The organism is Arthrobacter sp. TJ-270 (assembly GCF_058269075.1).
Genome location: NZ_JBZCNB010000005.1, coordinates 24,415 through 43,567 on the forward strand (window position 1 = coordinate 24,415; position 19,153 = coordinate 43,567).

Annotated in this window: 16 protein-coding genes; 9 read left to right on the plus strand and 7 right to left on the minus strand. The window is 65.0% G+C overall.

Translation table 11 applies throughout. From position 1 onward, the window contains the following. The first annotated feature begins 69 nt into the window (after positions 1-69). Positions 70-1,059 carry a LacI family DNA-binding transcriptional regulator gene (locus AC4D2M_RS10805; protein ID WP_490892073.1) on the plus strand — a complete coding sequence of 330 codons (990 nt, stop codon included), beginning with the start codon at positions 70-72 and terminating at the stop codon, positions 1,057-1,059. 14 nt (positions 1,060-1,073) lie between these two features. Here the strand turns inward: AC4D2M_RS10805 and AC4D2M_RS10810 are convergent, their stop codons facing one another. From AC4D2M_RS10810 to AC4D2M_RS10820, 3 genes are read right to left on the minus strand one after another with little or no spacing between them, the layout of a single operon-like run. After that, on the minus strand, positions 1,074-1,997 hold the full coding sequence (locus AC4D2M_RS10810) for a carbohydrate ABC transporter permease (RefSeq protein ID WP_490891811.1): 924 nt from the start codon (positions 1,995-1,997) through the stop codon (positions 1,074-1,076). Then, positions 1,994-2,998, minus strand: a complete 1,005-nt coding sequence (locus AC4D2M_RS10815; RefSeq protein ID WP_490891813.1) for an ABC transporter permease — start codon at positions 2,996-2,998, stop codon at positions 1,994-1,996. The genes AC4D2M_RS10810 and AC4D2M_RS10815 overlap by 4 nt, the downstream gene beginning before the upstream one ends. An 11-nt stretch (positions 2,999-3,009) precedes the next feature. Continuing rightward, the gene (locus tag AC4D2M_RS10820; RefSeq protein WP_490891814.1) at positions 3,010-4,686 is read right to left on the minus strand and encodes an extracellular solute-binding protein; all 1,677 of its coding nucleotides are present in this window, start codon (positions 4,684-4,686) and stop codon (positions 3,010-3,012) included. Between the two features lie 240 nt (positions 4,687-4,926). Here AC4D2M_RS10820 and AC4D2M_RS10825 point away from each other — a divergent pair, with 240 nt between their 5' ends. Next, on the plus strand, positions 4,927-7,707 hold the full coding sequence (locus AC4D2M_RS10825; RefSeq protein WP_490891816.1) for a glycoside hydrolase family 3 C-terminal domain-containing protein: 2,781 nt from the start codon (positions 4,927-4,929) through the stop codon (positions 7,705-7,707). Between the two features lie 3 nt (positions 7,708-7,710). Here the strand turns inward: AC4D2M_RS10825 and AC4D2M_RS10830 are convergent, their stop codons facing one another. After that, positions 7,711-7,995 (minus strand): hypothetical protein, encoded by a 285-nt coding sequence (locus AC4D2M_RS10830; protein WP_490891817.1) that lies wholly within the window; start codon positions 7,993-7,995, stop codon positions 7,711-7,713. A gap of 190 nt (positions 7,996-8,185) precedes the next feature. Between AC4D2M_RS10830 and AC4D2M_RS10835 the strand changes: the two genes are divergently transcribed. From AC4D2M_RS10835 to allB, 6 genes are all read left to right on the plus strand, one after another. Beyond that, complete coding sequence (locus AC4D2M_RS10835) at positions 8,186-9,127, plus strand: type IV toxin-antitoxin system AbiEi family antitoxin domain-containing protein (RefSeq protein WP_490891818.1); 942 nt, start codon at positions 8,186-8,188, stop codon at positions 9,125-9,127. 201 nt (positions 9,128-9,328) lie between these two features. Next, positions 9,329-10,129 (plus strand): hydroxypyruvate isomerase family protein, encoded by an 801-nt coding sequence (locus AC4D2M_RS10840; RefSeq protein ID WP_490891819.1) that lies wholly within the window; start codon positions 9,329-9,331, stop codon positions 10,127-10,129. Positions 10,130-10,147: 18 nt separating this feature from the next. After that, on the plus strand, positions 10,148-11,035 hold the full coding sequence (locus tag AC4D2M_RS10845; protein WP_490891820.1) for a 2-hydroxy-3-oxopropionate reductase: 888 nt from the start codon (positions 10,148-10,150) through the stop codon (positions 11,033-11,035). A gap of 105 nt (positions 11,036-11,140) precedes the next feature. Further along, a complete protein-coding gene (gcl, locus tag AC4D2M_RS10850; protein WP_490891821.1) occupies positions 11,141-12,919 on the plus strand; it encodes a glyoxylate carboligase in 1,779 nt (592 codons plus the stop codon). A 20-nt stretch (positions 12,920-12,939) separates the two neighbouring features. Further along, positions 12,940-14,088, plus strand: coding sequence for a glycerate kinase (locus AC4D2M_RS10855; RefSeq protein ID WP_490891823.1), 1,149 nt, complete (start codon positions 12,940-12,942; stop codon positions 14,086-14,088). Further along, positions 14,085-15,428 carry an allantoinase AllB gene (allB, locus tag AC4D2M_RS10860; protein WP_490891824.1) on the plus strand — a complete coding sequence of 448 codons (1,344 nt, stop codon included), beginning with the start codon at positions 14,085-14,087 and terminating at the stop codon, positions 15,426-15,428. The genes AC4D2M_RS10855 and allB overlap by 4 nt, the downstream gene beginning before the upstream one ends. A gap of 98 nt (positions 15,429-15,526) precedes the next feature. Here the strand turns inward: allB and bcp are convergent, their stop codons facing one another. Beyond that, entirely contained in the window at positions 15,527-15,997 is a 471-nt protein-coding gene (bcp, locus tag AC4D2M_RS10865) for a thioredoxin-dependent thiol peroxidase (RefSeq protein WP_490891825.1), read from the minus strand. A 158-nt stretch (positions 15,998-16,155) separates the two neighbouring features. Between bcp and AC4D2M_RS10870 the strand changes: the two genes are divergently transcribed. Next, positions 16,156-17,001 carry an HpcH/HpaI aldolase/citrate lyase family protein gene (locus AC4D2M_RS10870; RefSeq protein WP_490891826.1) on the plus strand — a complete coding sequence of 282 codons (846 nt, stop codon included), beginning with the start codon at positions 16,156-16,158 and terminating at the stop codon, positions 16,999-17,001. Positions 17,002-17,042: 41 nt separating this feature from the next. On the opposite strand, the gene AC4D2M_RS10875 is transcribed toward AC4D2M_RS10870, so the two are convergent. Further along, on the minus strand, positions 17,043-17,672 hold the full coding sequence (locus tag AC4D2M_RS10875; RefSeq protein ID WP_490891828.1) for a polysaccharide deacetylase family protein: 630 nt from the start codon (positions 17,670-17,672) through the stop codon (positions 17,043-17,045). Between the two features lie 339 nt (positions 17,673-18,011). After that, a complete protein-coding gene (locus tag AC4D2M_RS10880; RefSeq protein ID WP_490891830.1) occupies positions 18,012-19,094 on the minus strand; it encodes a fatty acid desaturase family protein in 1,083 nt (360 codons plus the stop codon). Between the last annotated feature and the right edge of the window lie 59 nt (positions 19,095-19,153).

Below are 19,153 nucleotides of genomic sequence, written 5' to 3' on the forward strand. Positions count from 1 at the left end.
CTCACACGTTGGTTTCCTCGATGGTAGGGATCGAACGGTGTCGAAGTTAGGATGGGAGCTGTGGCCACCATGAATGACGTCGCCCGGGAAGCCGGAGTATCGCTGAGCACCGTCTCCTATGTGCTGAGCGGCAAACGGACCATCTCGGAGGAGACACGGCTGGCCGTCCAGAACGCCATCCGGAAGCTGAACTACAGCCCGCACTCCGGAGCGCGGGCGCTCGCTTCCAACCGGTCCAACGTGCTGGGGCTGATGGCACCGCTGCGCGCTGACGTGAACGTCAGCGTCATCATGCAGTTCGTCGCCGCTGTTGTCACCACCGCGCGCACCTACAACCAGGACGTCCTCCTCCTGACCCAGGACGACGCCGGTGGGCTGGAACGCGTCACGTCGCAGTCGATGGTGGACGGGCTTCTCATGATGGACATCGAGGCCCGAGACCCCCGCATCCCGCTTCTGGCGAAGCTGCGCAAGCCCGCGGTGCTGATCGGCTTGCCCGACGATCCGCAGGGGCTCAGCTGCGTCGATTTCGATTTCGCCGGCGCCTCCCGCACCGCCGTGCGGCACCTGGTCGATCTGAACCACCGCAGTATCGGCTTCATCGGGTCCCCGCAGGCCTCCCTTGAGCGCCACGCGACCTACGCGGACCGCGCCAGGAAGGGATTCACTGAGGCCTGTGATGCCGCCGGCGCGGACTCTGTGCTGCGCGCCTGCGAAGCCTCCATGCCGGCCCTCGCGGAGGCGCTCAACGCAGTGCTCGACGGCGATGCCCCGGTCACGGCTCTCGTGGTCCATAACGAGGGGCTGCTGCCGCTGCTGCACGAGGCGCTGGCAGCACGAGGTCTGCGTATTCCCGAGGACATCTCCGTGGTGGTGATCGCCCCCGAGGATGTGGCCCTTGCTGCGGTCAGACCGTGGACCGCGGTGTCCATCCCCGCGCACGACATCGGCCGTGCCGCCGTCGAAATGGTCATGGACCGGCTCAACTCGGACAAGCCCGTGGAGGTCCGGCTGATCGTTCCCAGCCTGGCGCAGCGCGAGACCACAAGCGCCCGCTGACCCTGACGTCTCCGTCATCCCTTCACCGCGCCGATCATGACGCCCTTGGTGAAGTGCTTCTGCACGAGCGGATAGACGAGGAGAATGGGCACCATCGCGATCACAATGACGGCCATCTGCAGCGCGAGCGAGGGTGCTACGCCCTGGCCGAGGTCAATCTGCCCCGGCACGGATACGCCCTGCAGCACATAGGAGCGCAGGACCACCTGCAGCGGGTTCTTGGCGCTGTCATTGATGTAGAGCACCGCGTTGAAGAAGGCATTCCAGTAGCCGACGCCGTAGAACAGCGCGATCACGGCGGTCACCGCTTTCGACATGGGAAGTACGATCTGGGCCAGGATGCGCCACTCGCTCGCCCCGTCGATGCGCGCGCTATCCAGAATCCCGCGGTCGATGCCCATGAAGAATCCGCGCAGAATGATGATGTTGAAGACCGACACCGCGCTCGGCAGGATCAGCGCCCAGTAGGAGTTGATGAGTCCCAGCCCTGAGACCAGGAGGTAGGACGGGATCATGCCCGCGCTGAAGAACATGGTGATCAGCAGGGTGAACAGCAGCGGCGTGTGGGCGAAGGAGCCGGGCCGTGAGAGGCCGTAGGCGCACAGGATCGACACCACCATGCTGAGCAGCGTTCCGACGACGGTGACGCCGACACTCACCATCACGGCGCGCGTTACGACGCCGCCGTTGAGGATCTGGCGGTAGGCGTCGACCGTGATCTCGCCCGGAATGAGGACGAGGCCGCCCGCCTGGGTGATGGTGCCCTGCGAGGAGATGCTGGTGAGCACGATTGTGTAGAGCGGGCCGAGCACCGCGAGCACCACGAGGCACAGCAGCACCGCCTTGCCTGCCTTGGCAGCTATTCCCGGTTCTTCTTCCCATGCCGGTCGTGAAACACCTGTCCGGCGGGCCGGGGCTGGTTTGATGATCGTTGTCATGACTTGGAATACACCCCGTTTTCACCGAAGAGATGTGCCACCTTGTTGGCGGCGAGAATGAGGGCGAGCGAGATGACGCCCTTGATGAGACCGGCGGCAGCCGCGTAGCTCCAGTCGCCGTTCTGGATGCCGGTGTAGTAGACGAAGGTATCGAGCACTTCTGCTGCCTCAGTGCCGACCGCATCGCGCTGCAGTATCAGCTGCTCGAACCCGACCGTCAGCGCGTCGCCGAGGCGGAGGATGAGCAGCAGGACGATAACCGACCGCAGGCCGGGGAGCGTCACGTGCCACATGCGGCGCCAGCGGTTGGCGCCGTCGACGGCCGCAGCCTCGTACTGCTCGGGATCGATCGCTGCCAGGGCGGCGAGGAAGACGATGATGCCCCACCCCGCGTCCTTCCAGACGGCCTGTGAGGTGATGAGGAAGAGGAACGTATCGGGATTTGTCATGATGTCCATGCCGCTCCACCCGTTTGCCCGCAGCATCTGGCTCAGGAGTCCTGCACCGCCCAGCAGCTGCTGGAAAACCGACACCACCAGCACCCATGAGAAGAAGTGCGGGAGGTAGACGATCGCCTGGATGGTGGCCCGCATTGCCGGCTGAAGCAGCGAATTGAGCAGGAGCGCCAGCGCAATCGGGATGGGGAAGAAGAACACCAACTGGAAACCGGTGATCATCAGAGTGTTCCGCACGGCGTTCCAGAAGTCCGGATCCCTGAACACACGCCCGAAGTTCTCGAGGCCTACCCACGGACTGGCCGGGATGCCGATGAACGGCGAGTAGTTCTGGAAGGCGACCACGTTGCCGAACATCGGTATGTAGGCGAAGACAGCCAGGAGAACGACGGCGGGAAGCGCCATGAGAACGAGCGAGCGGTCCCGGCGGAACCGCGTCCGCAGGCCCTGTTTGCGCCGCACCGGCGGCGGGGCAGGCGGGCTTGTGACGCCGTCGAGCGTTTCTGCAGTCCGCTGCCCGTTTTGGGAGAGATTCGTGGTGGTCATGACGGCGGCGTTTACGCGGTCAGGAAGCCGGCGTAGAACTCGCGGAGTTCCTCGCCGCCGTTCCGCTTCCAGGTCTCAATCTCGGAATCGAGGTCCTTGATGCTCTTGCGGCCGCGGGCGATGTCCTTGGCGAGATCGTCGAACGGCGCGCCCAGTGAACCGTACTGAGGCGGCTCCTGGATCTGCATTCCGAAGAAGACGTCCTCCTGCACAAAGGCTGCCTGCCGTGCTTCCCATTCCGTCTTCGCCTCGACGAAGCCCGGATACTGGACCTGCGAGTTGACGGCCGGCGGGCTCACGAGGAACTGGTAGGTGCTGGTGACTTCCTCGCGGCCGAGGTCGGTCATCTGCGGGATGTTCTGGTCGTCGCGCTTGAAGTGCTTGCCCTCGACGCCGCTGCTGATGAGGAGGTTCTCTTGCGTCCCGAACGGTGCGGCCATGAAGTTGGCCAGTGCCAGCAGTTCCTCGACCTTCGCGGTGTCCTCGGTCTTCTTGATGAAACTGAAGATGCCGGCGGGCTGGCCGCTGAATAGGACGGGATCGCCGCCGTCGGGAGAGAAGTAGTCCATGGGCTGCATCTGGAAGTCGGGGTTGGTGGGAAGGACCCGGCCGAGCGCTTCATGCCAACCACCGACGCCGTCGACCGTCATGAGCGTGGCACCCGACTCGAACCGGGACTTCGCCTGCTGCGCGTTGCCTGCGACGGCGTCCGGGTGGACAGCGCCGGACTTGAACAGCTTCACGATCCATTCCAGGGCGGCGCGGTACTCCTCGGTCTCGAACTTGTGCACCAGGGTGCCGTCCACCAGTTTCCACTTGGGGACAACGCCGTGCATGATCTGCGCGCCGTTCCAGACGTCTTCGGATCCCCAGCGGTTCTTCGACGGATCGGTGACTTCCTTCGCGATGGTGATGTATTCCTCGGCAGTCTTCGGCTGCTCCAGTCCCATTTCGTCGAACAGGTCCTTGCGGAAGAAGAACGCGTCGTTGAGCAGTGTGGTTGGCATCGGCAGCCCGTACAGGCCGCCCTCGAAGCAGCTGTACTTCCAGGCTGCCGTCGGAATGTTGGCGAGGTTGGGATACTTTTTGACCTTGTCGCCGGCCAGGTAGGGGGAGAGGTCCGTGAACAGGCCCTTGGCCGCCTGACCGAAGCGCGGCGGGATGTTCCACGAGGGAATGACCACCCAGTCGGGAACGTCGCTTGGGGAGGCAAGCACGGTCTGGATCTTGTCACCGTATGTGTTGCCGTCATTGGCCTGGAAGTTGATGGTGGCACCGAGACGCTCATTGACGGCCTGGTAGTAGGCGTTGTCCGGCAAGCCGCGGGGAATTGCCCACCACGCCGGAGTCATGGCCGTGTAGGTGCCGCCGCTGCCGGGCGCCTTCGGGACCGACTTGACCAGCTTGGTGGGAATGGTGGTAAAGCCGGGGGTGGACCCGTTGACGCCCGGGATATCGGGCTGGACCAGGTCCATCGGAATGTAGCTGGGCACCAGCTTGGCGACGGCGTCAGCCAGGCCGCCCGCCGTCGTCGCCTGCGGAGCTGACGCGCCGGTACTGCAGGCGGTAAGGAACGTGGGGGAGGCGGCGAAGAAGGCGGCTCCGCCGAGCAGGCCGAGGAAAGACCGCCTGCCCAGCGGTTTGCGGGCGACGCCTTCGAGGCTGGAGCCGTGTGAATTCATTGGCATGGTGCACTTCCTTGTGTCCAGGCGCGCTGGTATGGCGCTTGCGTGGTTTGCAGCAGAAATTGGAGCGCTATGACCATCGAATCAGTCGAAGCGCTTCGATTGGTCCCACGCTAGGGCATCTTCCGGGTTCAGGCAAGAGGGAATTGTGTTGCGTATCACAGCGCTTGGTGTCAGCATGGTGGTCGAGAAGCGCTGTGCAAGCGCTTAAACAAAACTTCCCCCAGCGATCGGAAAATCTTCGTGACCGAAACCCCTTTGGCTACCCGTACCGCCGAAAGCATTCTCGCGACGCTGTCCCCGGCCGAAAAGATCTCCCTGCTCCATCAGCATTCGCCCGCTGTTCCCGACGCCGGCCTGGCGTACTTCCACACGGGCGCAGAGGCGGCGCACGGCGTTGCCTGGCTCGGCGAAGCGACGGTATTCCCGCAGACAGTGGGACTCGCAGCCACCTGGGACGAGGAGCTGCTGCGCCGGGTGGGGCACGCCGTCGGTACGGAGATGCGCGCCAAGAAAGCCTCTGACCCGACGGTGAGCCTGAACGTCTGGGCCCCCGTGGTCAATCCGCTCCGGCACCCGCTCTGGGGCCGGAACGAGGAGGGGTTCTCCGAGGACTCCGACCTCACCGCCCGGCTGGCGACTGCCTACTGTGAAGGCCTGAAGGGCGATCATGCCGAGCAGTGGCTGACCGTCCCCACCCTGAAGCACTTCCTCGCCTACAACAACGAGCGCGACCGCAACGTCACCTCCAGCCAGCTGCCGCCGCGCGTCCTGCACGAGTACGAGCTTCCCGCCTACCGCCTCCCGATCGAATCGGGTGCAGCGGGCGCCGTCATGCTTTCCTACAACCTGGTCAACGGTCGGCCGGCGCACGTTTCCGACCTGGTGGCCGATCACCTTCGGCAGTGGCGCAATGGGGATTCCCTCGCGATCGTCACCGACGCAGGCGCACCCTCCTCGCTGTTCACGGCGGAGAAGTATTTCGACGACGGCCCCAGTGCCTACGCTGCGGCCCTCCGGGCCGGCGTCGACAGCTTCACGGACGACGGCGACAATCCGGCACCGTCGATCGCCTACCTGGAGGAGGCGCTGGCACGGGGGCTTCTGACCATGAACGATGTCGACGCTGCGGTCCTCCGCCTCCTCACCCTGCGCCAACGTACCGGGGAGTTCCTCGCCGACGGCGGCGTGTACGGATCCATTTCTGCCGACGCGCTGCTGACGGCTGAACACGGCGCGTTGGCCCGCGAGGCCGCGCGCAAGTCCGTGGTGGTTCTCCGGAACGCCCCGGTCGACGGCGGTCCGGTCCTCCCGCTGGGAGATGCGCCGGGTACCGTTGCGGTGATCGGTTCCCTGGGTTCGGACGTGCTCACCGACTGGTACAGCGGATCACTTGTGAACCCCGTCAGCATCGCCGACGGTCTCGCTGAACGGTACGACGCCGTCGTCGCAGAGGAAGCGCTGGACCTCGTCGCGCTTCGCAGCGTAAGAACCAACCGATACCTCAGCGTGCCGGACGGTTCAGCCGCGGTGACGGCTGCCGCCGCCGGTCCTGGAACGGCTGAAACCTTCGCGCTCAAGGACTGGGGAAGCGGCGAATATGCGCTTCGGTCCTCCGCGAATACGTGCTTCCTTTCCGGGGAGAGCGGGTACCTTCGGGCATCGGCGGAGCGCGTCGGCGGGTGGGTGGTGCAGGAGACCTTCGCACTGCACCGCTCGGCCGATGGGTCGCTTGCCCTGCGGCACATCGCCTCCGGAAAGTGGGTCCGGGTTGAGGAAGGGACAGGCAGCGCCGTCCTTGTCACCGGGTCCGAGCAGGATGCCGACCGATTCACGCTGAGGACCATCCGGTCCGGAACCGAAGCGGCACGTGCGGCCGCGGCGTCGGCGGAGGTCGCCGTCGTCGTCGTCGGAAATGATCCGCACCTGGGCGGGCGGGAGACGCTGGACCGTTCCACGCTGGACCTGCCGCAGGGTGAGCAGGAGCTGATCCGGGTAGTGCGGGAGGCGAACCCGCGCACGGTGCTGTTGATTGTTTCGTCCTACCCTTATGCGCTCGGCGAGCTCGCGGAGGCGCCGGCGGTCGTATGGTCCTCCCATGGTGGGCAGGAGCTGGGGCGGGGTGTGGCCGACGTGCTGAGCGGTGACCATGAACCCTCCGGGCGATTGCCGCAGACCTGGTGGGCGCGGGATGCGGACCTGCCTGACATTCTCGATTACGACATCATCGGCGCCCGGTCGACGTATCACTACAGCTCGGCGGAACCGCTTTACCCGTTGGGCCACGGGCTCGGCTACGGCGCTGTGGAGTACCAATCGGCCGAACTGCGGCCGAATGCCATCGAGGTCGCCGTACGGAATGCCGGCGAACGGGTGCTGCATGAGTTGGTGCAGGTGTATGCGACGTCCGACCTGCCCGGGTACCCGCGGCGGAGGCTGGTTGCCCACGCACGGGTCTCCCTGCAGCCGGGCGAGCAGACGGTCGTCTCCATCCCGGTAGAGGTGGAGAAGCTTGCGACGTTCAGTCCGGCGGCCGAGCGAATGCTGGTGGAGCCGGGGTCGTATTCCTTGCTGGTTGGCGGTTCGGCGGAGGACCTGCCGTTGGCTGTGACCCTCGAGATCGACGGCGAGCGCAGCCCGGCGCGGAGTCGTGGAATGTGGATCCGCGCTGAGCTCTTCGACGAATCAGCCAATGCCCTGCTGGTGCCGGAGACGCCCCTGCAGGGAACCGCGGTGACGGTCGCAGATCCCGCGCTGCTGCGGGGTGCGCTGACCTACCGCGGGTGGGAAGGTTCCGCGCCTGAGGCCGTCACGGTGAGAGTTGTTCGTAGCGAGGGCGGCGTGCTGCGGATCCGGGTTCCGGGGCCTGGTGGTAGCAGGATCGAGCGGGGTGCTGTGCCGGTAGCAACCGGGTATGTCGGAGACGTGGAGATTCACCTCTCCGGCCCTGCCGGTGCCATGCCTCCGGTGATTCAGGTGGTGCTTGAAGGCTCCGTCACCGTGAGCGAACTCCGAGTGCCCTGACGCTTACCTGTCCTCTGCGGCAGGTCCGTCGTTGCGTTCTTCGTTGCGCTCCTGCGCGCGACGCTGGAAGAACCGCCGCGCCGGTCCTGCCCAGGTCAGGAGGAGGATGATCGTGAAGAGGTTGTTCGCGAGTCCGCCGAGCATCTGATACGGAATGATCTGCAGGAGGGCGGTGACCACGAGCACGCCCAGAAGTACGGTCTTGATTACCTTGAGGGCCTCGGCGCTGAGCGGCCGTGGCCACTCGACCATTGCCGTTACTTCTTCATCCCTGTCCGCGCGTTGCATCGGTCCCCTTTCCTTGCATTAAGGCTATCGCGCGGATCTGGCCCTTGGGTACGTGTACGCTGCCTCGAATCGGCGAATCTGACGCTATGGGCCACTTCTGGAGGGTGTCGCCTCGTTGCTGTCGGGCGCGTTGTCCACATAACAGAAACTGGCGCCTGATCGGTGCCGGGGAGCAACGCACGCTTGACCCATGGACGAACCTCCCTGGCTGTCGCGCAACGCACTATGGCTTACCCGGATGCTCAGGGAGCGAGGCCTGTCAACTGTCCAGATCAGAGAGCTGACGGCCGCCGGGTCTCTGGTGCGGCTTCGGAGGGGCTGCTATATCCACCACTCCCACTGGAGCGGCCTGTCAGCAGGGCAGCGCGCTACTCGGATGATCTATGCCCACAGGCTGGTGACGGCGGTTGCGGCCGTCGCGGAGAGAACCTACAGCCACACCTCTGCCGCACGATTGCACGGGCTGCACCTGTGGGGCGCCGATTCTCTTATCCATGTCACCCAGCAGGCGGCTCTATCCTCAGCCAGCCAAGCACCCGATGTCAGGACACACCAGGCGCGGCTTTCTGAGTTCGAGGTCACGGAGGCACGCGGCGTGCGGGTCACCTCGCTCGAGCGGGCCGTCGTCGACTGCTCCCGGATTCTCCCGCACAGGTCGGGACTGATCGTTGCCGAGCACGGATTGTGGTTGGGCGCGGACGGGGCGGTGATGGAGAAAACGATTGCGGAGCACCCCGGCCACAAGGGGGTCCACAGGGCGCGGAGGGTGCTGGAGGTTGCCAGTTCACTGTCCGAGTCGCCCGGCGAGACCCTTGCACTCCACGCCATGAAAGTCATGCGGCTGCCGATGCCGGAGCAACAACTCGTCGTCCACACGCGCCATGGCCTGCACCGGCTCGACTTCGGATGGCGCGAGCGGAAAGTGGCCCCCGAGTTTGACGGGAAGGCGAAGTACTTCGCTTACAGCCCCACGGAGCAGGCCATCTTCGAGGAGCGACGCCGGGAGAAGGCACTGATGGAGGAGGGGTGGACGTTCCTGCGCGTCGAGTGGAAGGACGTCTTTGATGAGGTGAAGCTCAAAGAACGGGTGCTTCGGGCTTTTGCGCGCGCGGTCGTGCGCCCGGCGGCATAGTGCTTGCCCAAGCTTAGAAGTGGCCCTTAGCGACGAAGACGTTGGTTCGCACCCACGGACCTGGTGCGAAGGGCCACTTCTGCGCGAGGACCCCGAAGAGAAGGTTGACTCACATCCCTCCAACGCCCTACCATTTCATTAGACAGAAAGTTACTTCCACATTACGGAAGAACAGACAAAGCTAAGCACAAGGGATCGACGATGACCTACACCGTGAACTGCTCCATCCTCCTCACCGAGCTGCCCCTGCTGGAGCGGCCGGCTGCTGCGAAGAAGGCCGGCTTCGACGCCGTCGAGTTCTGGTGGCCCTTCAGCACCTCCACCCCGTCCGACGCCGACATCGCAGCCTTCGAGAACGCCATCACCGATGCGGGCGTCCAGCTCACAGGTCTCAACTTCAACGCCGGCGACATGCCGGGCGGCGATCGTGGCCTCGTTTCCTGGCCCGAGCGGCAGGAGGACTTCCGCGCCAACGTGCCGGTCGTCGTCGGAATCGGTGAGCGGCTGGGCTGCAAGGCCTTCAACGCCCTGTACGGCAACCGGATCGACGGCGTCAGCCCCGAGGAGCAGGACGCTATCGCCGTCGAGAATCTCGCCTTCGCCGCGGAAGCAGTAGCCGCAATCGGCGGCACGGTCCTCGTGGAACCGGTGAGCGGCGCTGAGAGGTACCCGCTGATCACCGCGCAGGACGCACTCGACGTCATCGAGAAAGTCACGGCCACGTCGGGAAAGAGCAACATCAAGCTCCTCGCCGACTTCTACCACCTCGCGGTCAACGGCGACGACGTTGCACAGGTCATCGAGAATCACGCCAGGGACTTCGGCCACATCCAGATCGCCGACGCACCCGGCCGCGGAGCACCCGGCAGCGGCGACCTCCCCCTCGGTGAGTGGATCGCCCGCAGCCGCGAACTCGGCTATCAGGGCCCCATCGGACTCGAGTACAAGGAGCCGACCGAGGCCGCCTTCACCTGGACCATCCGCGAACACGCCTCCCGCTAAGAACCTAAGGATTCGACAATGAGCACCTCCACCAAGAACGTAACCGTCATCGGTCTCGGCATCATGGGCCTGCCCATGGCCATCAACCTCGTCAAGGCCGGCCACACCGTCACCGGGTTCAACCGCAGCTCCGACAAGATGGACAAGCTCGCCGCCGAGGGCGGAGCAGCGGCAGCCAGCATCGCCGACGCGGTGAAGGATGCCGACGTCGTCATCACCATGGTGCCGGACTCACCGGACGTAGAGGGCGTGGTCAAGGGCGACGACGGCGTCTTCGCCAACGCAAAGAAGGGCGCCCTCTGGATCGACGCCAGCAGCATCCGCCCCGACGTCGCCGCTGAACTCGCGAAGCAGGCCCGCGATGCCGGCCTTCGCCCGCTGGACGCACCGGTTTCCGGAGGCGAGCAAGGTGCAATCGACGCCGCCCTCTCCATCATGGTCGGGGGCGCGAAGGAAGACTTCGATGCCGCCCAGGACGTACTCAACGCCGTCGGCAAGACCATCGTCCACGTTGGCCCGTCCGGCTCCGGTCAGACCGTGAAAGCCGCGAACCAGCTCATTGTCGCCGTCAACATCGGCGTCCTGTCAGAAGCGATCGTCTTCCTCGAGGCCTACGGCGTGGATACCGACGCCGCCCTCAAGGTCCTTGGCGGCGGCCTCGCCGGCTCCAAGGTGCTCGACCAGAAGGGCCAGAAGATGCTCGACCGTAACTTCGACCCCGGTTTCCGACTAGCCCTCCACCACAAGGACCTCGGCATTGTCACCTCAGCCGCCCGTGAAGCCGGCGTTGCCACCCCACTGGGTGCCGTCGTCGCACAGCTGGTTGCCTCACTCGTCAACACGGGTGACGGCGGCCTGGACCACTCCGGCCTGTTCAAGCTGATCAACCAGCTCTCCGGCAAATAACCACCCCCACTTCCCGTTCATTTGGCAGGGCACGCCTCGAAAGACACCTCATAAGGGGTGTGTCCTGCCAACTCGACGGACCGCAGACTCAAGTAGGAGCACACCATGCCCAAAATGCGCGCTGTTGACGCAGCCGTTGCGATCCTGGAAAAGGAGGGCGCCACCACGGCGTTCGGCCTGCCGGGCGCAGCGATCAATCCCTTCTATTCCGCGATGCGAGCCCACGGCGGCATCCACCACGTCCTCGCCCGCCACGTCGAGGGCGCCTCGCACATGGCCGAAGGCTTCACCCGGGCCAAAGCCGGCAACATCGGCATCTGCATCGGCACCTCCGGCCCGGCCGGCACCGACATGATCACCGGCATGTACTCGGCCTGGGCGGACTCCATCCCCATCCTGTGCATCACCGGCCAGGCTCCCGTGGCCAAGCTGCACAAGGAAGACTTCCAGGCAGTGGACATCTCCTCGATCGCCAAGCCGGTCACCAAGATGGCCATGACCGTGCTCGAAGCCGCGCAGGTTCCGGGTGCGTTCCAGAAGGCGTTCTACGAGATGCGGACCGGCCGCCCCGGACCTGTGCTGATCGATCTGCCGATCGACGTGCAGCAGACCGAGATCGAATTCGATCCGGACACCTATGAGCCGCTCCAGGTCCACAAGCCTGCCGCCACGCGCAAGCAGCTGGAGAAGGCCCTGGACATGCTGGTTGCAGCCGAAAAGCCGCTGATCGTGGCCGGCGGCGGCATCATCAACGCCAATGCCTCCGAGCAACTGGTGGAGCTCGCCGAACTGCTGAACATCCCGGTCATCCCCACACTCATGGGCTGGGGCACCATCCCGGATGACCACGAGCTGATGGCCGGCATGGTGGGCCTGCAGACCTCGCACCGCTACGGCAACGCCACCATGCTCGAGTCCGACTTCGTGATCGGCATCGGCAACCGCTGGGCCAACCGCCACACCGGGGCCCTCGACGTCTACACCATGGGCCGCAAGTTCGTTCACATCGACATCGAGCCCACCCAGATCGGCCGCGTCTTCGCCCCGGACTTCGGAATAGTGTCCGACGCCGGCGCGGCACTGAGCGGGCTTGTCGAGATCGCCCGTGAACGCAAGGAGCAGCAGGGCCTGCCCGACTGGAACGCCTGGGTGAAGGACTGTGCGCAGCGGAAGTCCACGATGCAGCGCAAGACCAACTTCACCAACGTGCCGGTCAAGCCGCAGCGCGTGTACCAGGAGATGAACCAGGCATTCGGCCGGGACACCCGCTATGTCTCGACCATCGGGCTCTCCCAGATCGCCGGCGCCCAGTTCCTGCACGTCTACGAGGCCCGCAACTGGATCAACTGCGGTCAGGCCGGCCCGCTGGGCTGGACCGGACCGGCAGCGCTCGGTGTGGTTCAGGCAAGCCCGGGGGAGACCGTCGTCGCACTGTCCGGTGACTATGACTTCCAGTTCATGATCGAAGAGCTGGCGGTCGGCGCGCAGTTCCAGCTGCCGTACATCCACGTGGTGGTGAACAACTCCTACCTCGGCCTGATCCGTCAGGCGCAGCGCGGGTTCGAGATGGACTATCACGTCTCCCTTGCGTTCGAGAATGTGAACGCCCCGGAGCTTGCCGGCTACGGCGTGGACCACATCAAGGTCGCCGAGGGCCTGGGCTGCAAGGCGATCCGCGTCCGTGAGGCCGATGACCTGCAGGCTGCGTTCGAGAAGGCCCGCGCGCTCATGCAGGAGTACCGCGTGCCGGTGATCGTCGAGGTCATCCTGGAACGCGTCACCAACATCGCGATGGGCGCCGCAGGAATCGACGCGATCAACGAGTTCGAGGACCTCGCCGAATCCGCCGACGACGCACCCACAGCCATCTCCCTGCTGGTCTAGAGGGCTGGTTCAATAGCGTCATGCGAATCGTCATCGCACCGGACAAGTTCAAGGGATCGCTGACCGCTCCCGAGGTAGCGGAACGGCTTCGCGCCGGGCTGCTCGCCGCGGATCCGCTCCTCACCGTGGACGCTGTTCCCGTGGCTGACGGCGGCGAGGGCACGCTGGATGCTGCCCTCGCCGCCGGGTTCGACCGTCACACCACGACGGTTTCAGGGCCGACCGGCGAACCCGTCGAAGCACCGATCGCTATCCGAGATTCCACCGCGGTGATCGAGATGGCCCTCGCCTCCGGTCTCGCCGTTCTTCCCGGGGGAGTACGGCGGGCCCGCGAGGCCACCAGTCTCGGCACCGGTGAACTGATCCGTTACGCGCTCGACCAGGGCTGCACCAACATCGTGCTCGGCGTCGGCGGCAGCGCCAACACCGATGGCGGGGCCGGGATGTTGGCGGGACTCGGAGCGGTTCTGCTCGACGACGCAGGCGCACCGCTACCTCCCGGAGGCGCGGCGCTGGCTGAGCTCGCCCGGATCGATCTGTTCGGGCTGGACCCCCGGCTCGCCAACGCGGCGTTCATCCTGGCGTCCGACGTCGACAATCCCCTTCTCGGCCCCACCGGGGCCGCGGCGGTCTTCGGCCCCCAAAAAGGAGCCACGAACGACGACGTCGCGCACCTCGACCACGCGCTCGCGCGGTTCGTTGAGGTACTGGCGAAAGAACTGGGGTCGCGGGTGCAGGCGCAGGCCACGGCTCCCGGTGCCGGCGCCGCAGGTGGTGTCGGGTACGCCGCCCTCGCTGTACTGAACGCGGAGCGCAGGCCGGGCATCGACGTCGTACTGGAACTTACCGGACTTGCAGACAAACTGTCCCGGGCGGATCTCGTGATCACGGGCGAAGGCAGCCTGGACGAGCAAAGCCTCGGCGGCAAGACTCCGCTTGGGGTGGCAAAGGCGGCCGGTGGAATCCCTGTGCTGGCCGTCTGCGGGAGGACCACGCTGACGCAGCAGCAGGTTCAGGAGGCAGGGTTCGTGGGTGCGTATGCGCTGACGGATCTGGAACCGGACGTCGGGAAGTGCATCGCCAATGCCGGCGACCTGCTTCAGCAGGTAGGACACAACATCGCTGCCTCCCTTGGCATCGGTGTCGGATCAAGCGGAGGAAATCCATGAGTACGGAAGCGTTTGACCTCGTGATCCGGGGCGAACGGATTTTGACGACGGCGGGAATCGCCCCGCGTGAGATCGGCGTGCGGGACGGCGTCATTGTGGCGATGGAGCCCCTCGGTAATGGCCTGGACGGTGGGCGCATTGTGGAACTCGCTCCGGACGAGACGCTGATCCCGGGCCTCGTCGATTCCCACGTACACGTCAATGAACCCGGCCGCACGGAATGGGAGGGCTTCGCGTCCGCCACGAAGGCCGCCGCAGCCGGGGGAGTCACCACCATCATCGATATGCCGCTGAACAGCATCCCGCCGACGGTGAATGTGGACGCGCTCGAGCAGAAGCGGGCCGCGGCGGAAACGCAGTCCTTCGTCGACGTCGGATTCTGGGGCGGTGCGATCCCCGGTAATACGGCCGATCTCCGCCCGCTTCACGACGAGGGCGTCTTCGGCTTCAAGTGTTTCCTGCTTCACTCGGGCGTGGACGAATTCCCGCACCTCGAGGCAGACGAGATGGAACAGGACATGGCGGAGCTGAAGACGTTCGACTCCCTCATGATCGTCCACGCCGAGGATTCGCGTGCCATCGACCGGGCCCCGTCCGCCGAGGGCGACCAGTACGCCAGATTCCTGGCCTCCCGCCCGCGCGGCGCGGAGAACGTGGCCATCGCGGAGGTTATCGAACGCGCCCGCTGGACCGGGGTGCGGGCGCACATCCTGCACCTGTCGTCGTCGGACGCGCTACCCATGATCGCGTCGGCGAAGCGCGACGGCGTGAACCTCACCGTGGAAACGTGCCCGCACTACCTCACGCTGCTCTCGGAGGAGATCCCGAACGGCGCGACGGCGTTCAAGTGCTGCCCTCCCATCCGCGAGGCGTCCAATCGGGAGCTGCTGTGGCAGGGCCTGATCGACGGGACGATCGACTGCATCGTGTCCGACCACTCGCCGTCGACCCTGGACCTGAAGGACCTCGAGAACGGCGACTTCGGTGTGGCCTGGGGCGGCGTGTCCTCACTGCAGTTGGGCCTCTCGCTGATCTGGTCCGAGGCGCGGAAGCGGGACATTCCGCTTGAGCAGGTTGTGGAGTGGATGTCTGCCCGCCCGGCGGCGATCGCGCGGCTCCAGCGGAAGGGAAAGCTCGCGCTCGGATACGATGCCGATTTCTCGGTGTTCGCGGCGGACGACACCTTCGTGGTGGACGTCCACAAGCTCCACCACAAGAACCCGATCTCGCCCTACGCGGGCAAGGCGCTGTCCGGCGTCGTCCGCTCCACCTACCTGCGAGGTGAGGTGCTGGACCTCGAGAAGCCAACGGGCCGCCTGCTCCGCAGGGGCGCGGCGTAAGCCGCCCACCAAAGACTCCGGAAGGGTGCTAGCACGTCCATCCGGGAACGCAGAAGGCCCTCCCCTCTCGCCGGGGGAGGGCCTTTTGCATATGAAAACTAGGCGACGCTCAGCTGTTCACGCAGTCGTGTGACGTGGCCCTTGGCTTCGACGCCGTACTCGGCGTGCTGTACGGTGCCGTCCGGGCCGACAACGATGGTGGAACGAATGATGCCGACGACGGTCTCACCGTTGCGCTGGCGTTCGCCGTACGCGCCCCATGCTTTGGCGACGGCGTTGTCCACATCGGAGAGCAGGGGGAACGCCAGCCCGTGGTTGCTGGTGAAGGAGGCGAGTTCTTCCGGCGTATCCGGCGAGATGCCGACAACGCTGAAGCCTGCGCCCTGGAGCGATGCCAGGTTGTCGCGGAAGTCGCATGCTTCCGTGGTGCACCCCGGCGTCTCGGCCTTGGGGTAGAAGTACACAACAACGCTGCGTTGGCGGAACTCCGCGAAGCTTACCGGCTGTCCATCGGCGTCGGGGAGGGTGAACGAGGGAGCCGGATCTCCGACTGCAAGCTGGGTGCTCATGCTCTTCTCTTTCGTCTGGTGATAATTATTTATTATATTGCGAAAAGGCTTAATGAGGGTGGTTAGCACGGCCAGAAGTCTCTTTTGGTCGTAGTGTTTACCGTCCTAAACCGTCGTGCGGTGGATTACGACGACGCCCGTTGCGTAAGGTTCTAGGTATGGCCCCCCTTCGTAATAGCCGCGCTGCCGCGCTTCCCGCCAAGCTGTCCCGTTCCTGGCTGCTCGCCTCCGCGGCGTCGGAGGAAAACTTCGCGCCGGCGCTGGCTTCCGAGGCGGATTCGGTGGTCTTCGACATCGAGGACGCGGTGCCCACGGAGTCCAAGGCTGAAGCACGCGAACGTGTGGTGGAGGCCCTTTCCACCGGCATGACCGCCTGGGTCCGGGTGAACGGCATCGAGACCGACTACTGGGCCGATGACCTCGCCGCGCTCTCCGGGGCACCCGGCCTGCGCGGCGTCATGCTCGCCATGACCGAGAAGCCGGAGCAGGTTACGCATACCGCCATGCGCCTGCAGGCCGGTACTCCCGTGCTCGCCCTGGTCGAGTCCGCCCTCGGCATCGAGAACGCCACGGCAATTGCCAGCGCTCCCGGCACGTTCCGTCTGGCCTTCGGTGTGGGCGACTTCCGCCGTGACACCGGTGCCTCCGATGATCCAATGGCCCTGGCCTACGCCCGTGCAAAGCTCGTGGTCGCCTCCCGGGTGGGTCAGTTGCCCGGGCCGATCGACGGACCCACGGTGGGCGCGCTGGGTGAAGACCTGCTCGAAGCCTGCAAGGTCACGGCGTCCATGGGGATGACCGGGAAGCTCTGCCTGCGGCCCGAGGCGGCGGACACGATCAACAAGGGCCTGTCCCCCAGCGAGTCCGAGATTCTGTGGGCGCACGAACTCCTCGATGCCCACGCCTCCGGTGCGGTGGTGGGCGATGGTTCCTACCTGCCGCGCCTTGCCCGCGCGCAGAAAATTTCCTCCCTGGCGGACTCCTACGGACTCTGGAACGCCTAGAGGCTGTTTAGACGACGCAGGCTTCCACCCCGGGCGGTCGCTCAAGCTGTGAAGATGTCGTTCAGGGTCACCGTTGTCAGTTGGCGGTCGCTGATGAGCTGTCTGAGTTGTGGGAACGCGTTCGTGACGGGCAGAAAGTTGAGATGCCCTATAACGATATGAGCGGGTAAAAACCATTCTGTAGCGTGGTCGATGATTTGCTGCTCAGTGAGTAATCCGGAATCGGCGAGAGAGCCGTACCACATGATGGGGGCGGTGTAACCGATCGAGGCTGCAACGGCGTCCGTGCGTGCGTCGCGGTATCCGTACGGTGGGCGGTAGTAGGGGCGGGCGTCCACGCCGAACGTGGAGGCAATGAAGTCGTGGTTGCGTTGCAGCTCCGCGACGATATCTGTGTCACTGAGGCTGGTGAGGTCGGCGTGGGACCAGGTGTGATTGGCGACCTGGATCTGTCCGGAAGCGACGAGCGGTCCAAGTAGCGCCGAGTGCTCTGCCCACCCGGGGTATGAGCCGTTGAGGAAAAACGTGAGTCGGGTGCCACTTGTCCGGGCGAACTCGGTGTACCGCCGAATGACCTCGCTGTCCGATCCGTCGTCGACGGTCCACGCGAGGACCCGTTCGGCTGTGGGGAGGCCGGTGACAACTCCAGCCGGTAGCGGCACTTTCGTCACGGCTGGTGGTGCCGGCGGTGGGACGGGGGTGGGTGTCGGTACCACCGGTGACGGTTGCGGGGTCGGTGGTTTTGTAGGGAGCGTGGATTCCGTTGGAAGCTTCGAGGGGCTTGTGCAGGCGGCCAGCCCAAGACTCATACCTGTTGCAGCGATTGCTCTGATGAATCTCCGGCGTTCCACAGCGAGCCCTTTTCCCTAAACGTGAATAGAAATGCGGGGCACACTCCTTTTCATCGGATACTACCTGCGAATAAGGCGCAGATCCCCAAACGACGACGGCGACCGCTCACCGATTGGTGAGGGTCGCCGTCGTAATTGGCTAGGTGAAACTAGGTGAGATTAGCGCCTGCGGTACCGGTTGACCATCGGGCAGTCAAAGGGATCGCGGGCTGCAAGGCCTACCCGGTTCAGGTAGGAGACAACCGCGCCGTACGATGCCGCAACTCCCACTTCGGTGTAGGGAACCTTGAGCCGATCGCAGTGCTCGCGGACAATCACAGCCGCCTTGCGCAGGTGTGGGCGCGGCATGTCCGGGAAGAGGTGGTGCTCGATCTGGAAGTTCAGGCCGCCGAAGGCGTTGTTGATGAAGTTGCCGCCGCGGATGTTGCGCGAGGTCAGGACCTGCTTCTGGAAGAAGTCGAGCTTGCTGTCGCGGGGGATAACCGGCATGCCCTTGTGGTTCGGTGCGAACGAGGCACCCATGTAGACGCCGAAGACCGCCATCTGCACGCCGATGAAGGCGAACGCCATGCCGACGGGCAGGAACCAGAACAGCACGCCGAGGTACAGGCCGAAGCGAATCGCGAGTAGGGCAAGCTCAACCCAGCGGCCCTGGATGGCGCCGGGCCGGAACAGGGTGGCGATGGAACGGGCGTGCAGGTTGATGCCCTCGAGCGTCAGGAGCGGGAAGAACAGGTAACCCTGGCGGCGGGTGACCCAGGCATGGATGCCCTTCGCCTTGGCGGCGTCTTCCTCGATGAACGAGATGGTGTCTATCTCGATGTCCGGGTCTTTGCCCACCACGTTGGGATCATTGTGGTGACGGGAATGCTTGTTCATCCACCACTGGTAGCTGATTCCGACGACGCCGGCAGCCAGGATGCGCCCGGACCAGTCGTTGGCGCTGCGGGAGGCGAAGATCTGGCGGTGGGAGGCTTCATGTGCCAGGAATGCGATCTGCGTCAGGACAATGCCTAGGACGCCGGCAATCAGGAGTTGGAACCAGGTGTCGCCGAGGAGGGCGAATCCGGTCCAGGCTGCGACGAGCGCCAGTCCCAGGGACACCATGACGGTGATATAGAACCCGCGCTTGCGGGTTAGCAGGCCCTCTTTCCGCACTTCCTTGAGGAGGGTGGCGTAGGAGGCAACGACGTCGTTTGGTTTTGAAACGCGAACCGTACGGGCGGGTGAAGTGATTGTCATGAAAAGTCCTGAAGTCAATAATCGACTTCCCAGCCGCGGAGGGTCCCCAATTTCCCGAA

Excerpts from the sequence above, each read along its gene's own strand:
- AC4D2M_RS10815 (WP_490891813.1), bottom strand. The coding sequence starts at position 2,998 with ATGACCACCACGAATCTCTCCCAAAACGGGCAGCGGACTGCAGAAACG.
- AC4D2M_RS10880 (WP_490891830.1), bottom strand. The coding sequence starts at position 19,094 with ATGACAATCACTTCACCCGCCCGTACGGTTCGCGTTTCAAAACCAAAC.
- bcp (WP_490891825.1), bottom strand. The coding sequence starts at position 15,997 with ATGAGCACCCAGCTTGCAGTCGGAGATCCGGCTCCCTCGTTCACCCTC.
- AC4D2M_RS10820 (WP_490891814.1), bottom strand. The coding sequence starts at position 4,686 with ATGCCAATGAATTCACACGGCTCCAGCCTCGAAGGCGTCGCCCGCAAA.
- AC4D2M_RS10835 (WP_490891818.1), top strand. The coding sequence starts at position 8,186 with ATGGACGAACCTCCCTGGCTGTCGCGCAACGCACTATGGCTTACCCGG.
- AC4D2M_RS10840 (WP_490891819.1), top strand. The coding sequence starts at position 9,329 with ATGACCTACACCGTGAACTGCTCCATCCTCCTCACCGAGCTGCCCCTG.
- AC4D2M_RS10855 (WP_490891823.1), top strand. The coding sequence starts at position 12,940 with ATGCGAATCGTCATCGCACCGGACAAGTTCAAGGGATCGCTGACCGCT.
- gcl (WP_490891821.1), top strand. The coding sequence starts at position 11,141 with ATGCCCAAAATGCGCGCTGTTGACGCAGCCGTTGCGATCCTGGAAAAG.
- allB (WP_490891824.1), top strand. The coding sequence starts at position 14,085 with ATGAGTACGGAAGCGTTTGACCTCGTGATCCGGGGCGAACGGATTTTG.
- AC4D2M_RS10845 (WP_490891820.1), top strand. The coding sequence starts at position 10,148 with ATGAGCACCTCCACCAAGAACGTAACCGTCATCGGTCTCGGCATCATG.
- AC4D2M_RS10810 (WP_490891811.1), bottom strand. The coding sequence starts at position 1,997 with ATGACAACGATCATCAAACCAGCCCCGGCCCGCCGGACAGGTGTTTCA.
- AC4D2M_RS10805 (WP_490892073.1), top strand. The coding sequence starts at position 70 with ATGAATGACGTCGCCCGGGAAGCCGGAGTATCGCTGAGCACCGTCTCC.
- AC4D2M_RS10870 (WP_490891826.1), top strand. The coding sequence starts at position 16,156 with ATGGCCCCCCTTCGTAATAGCCGCGCTGCCGCGCTTCCCGCCAAGCTG.
- AC4D2M_RS10830 (WP_490891817.1), bottom strand. The coding sequence starts at position 7,995 with ATGCAACGCGCGGACAGGGATGAAGAAGTAACGGCAATGGTCGAGTGG.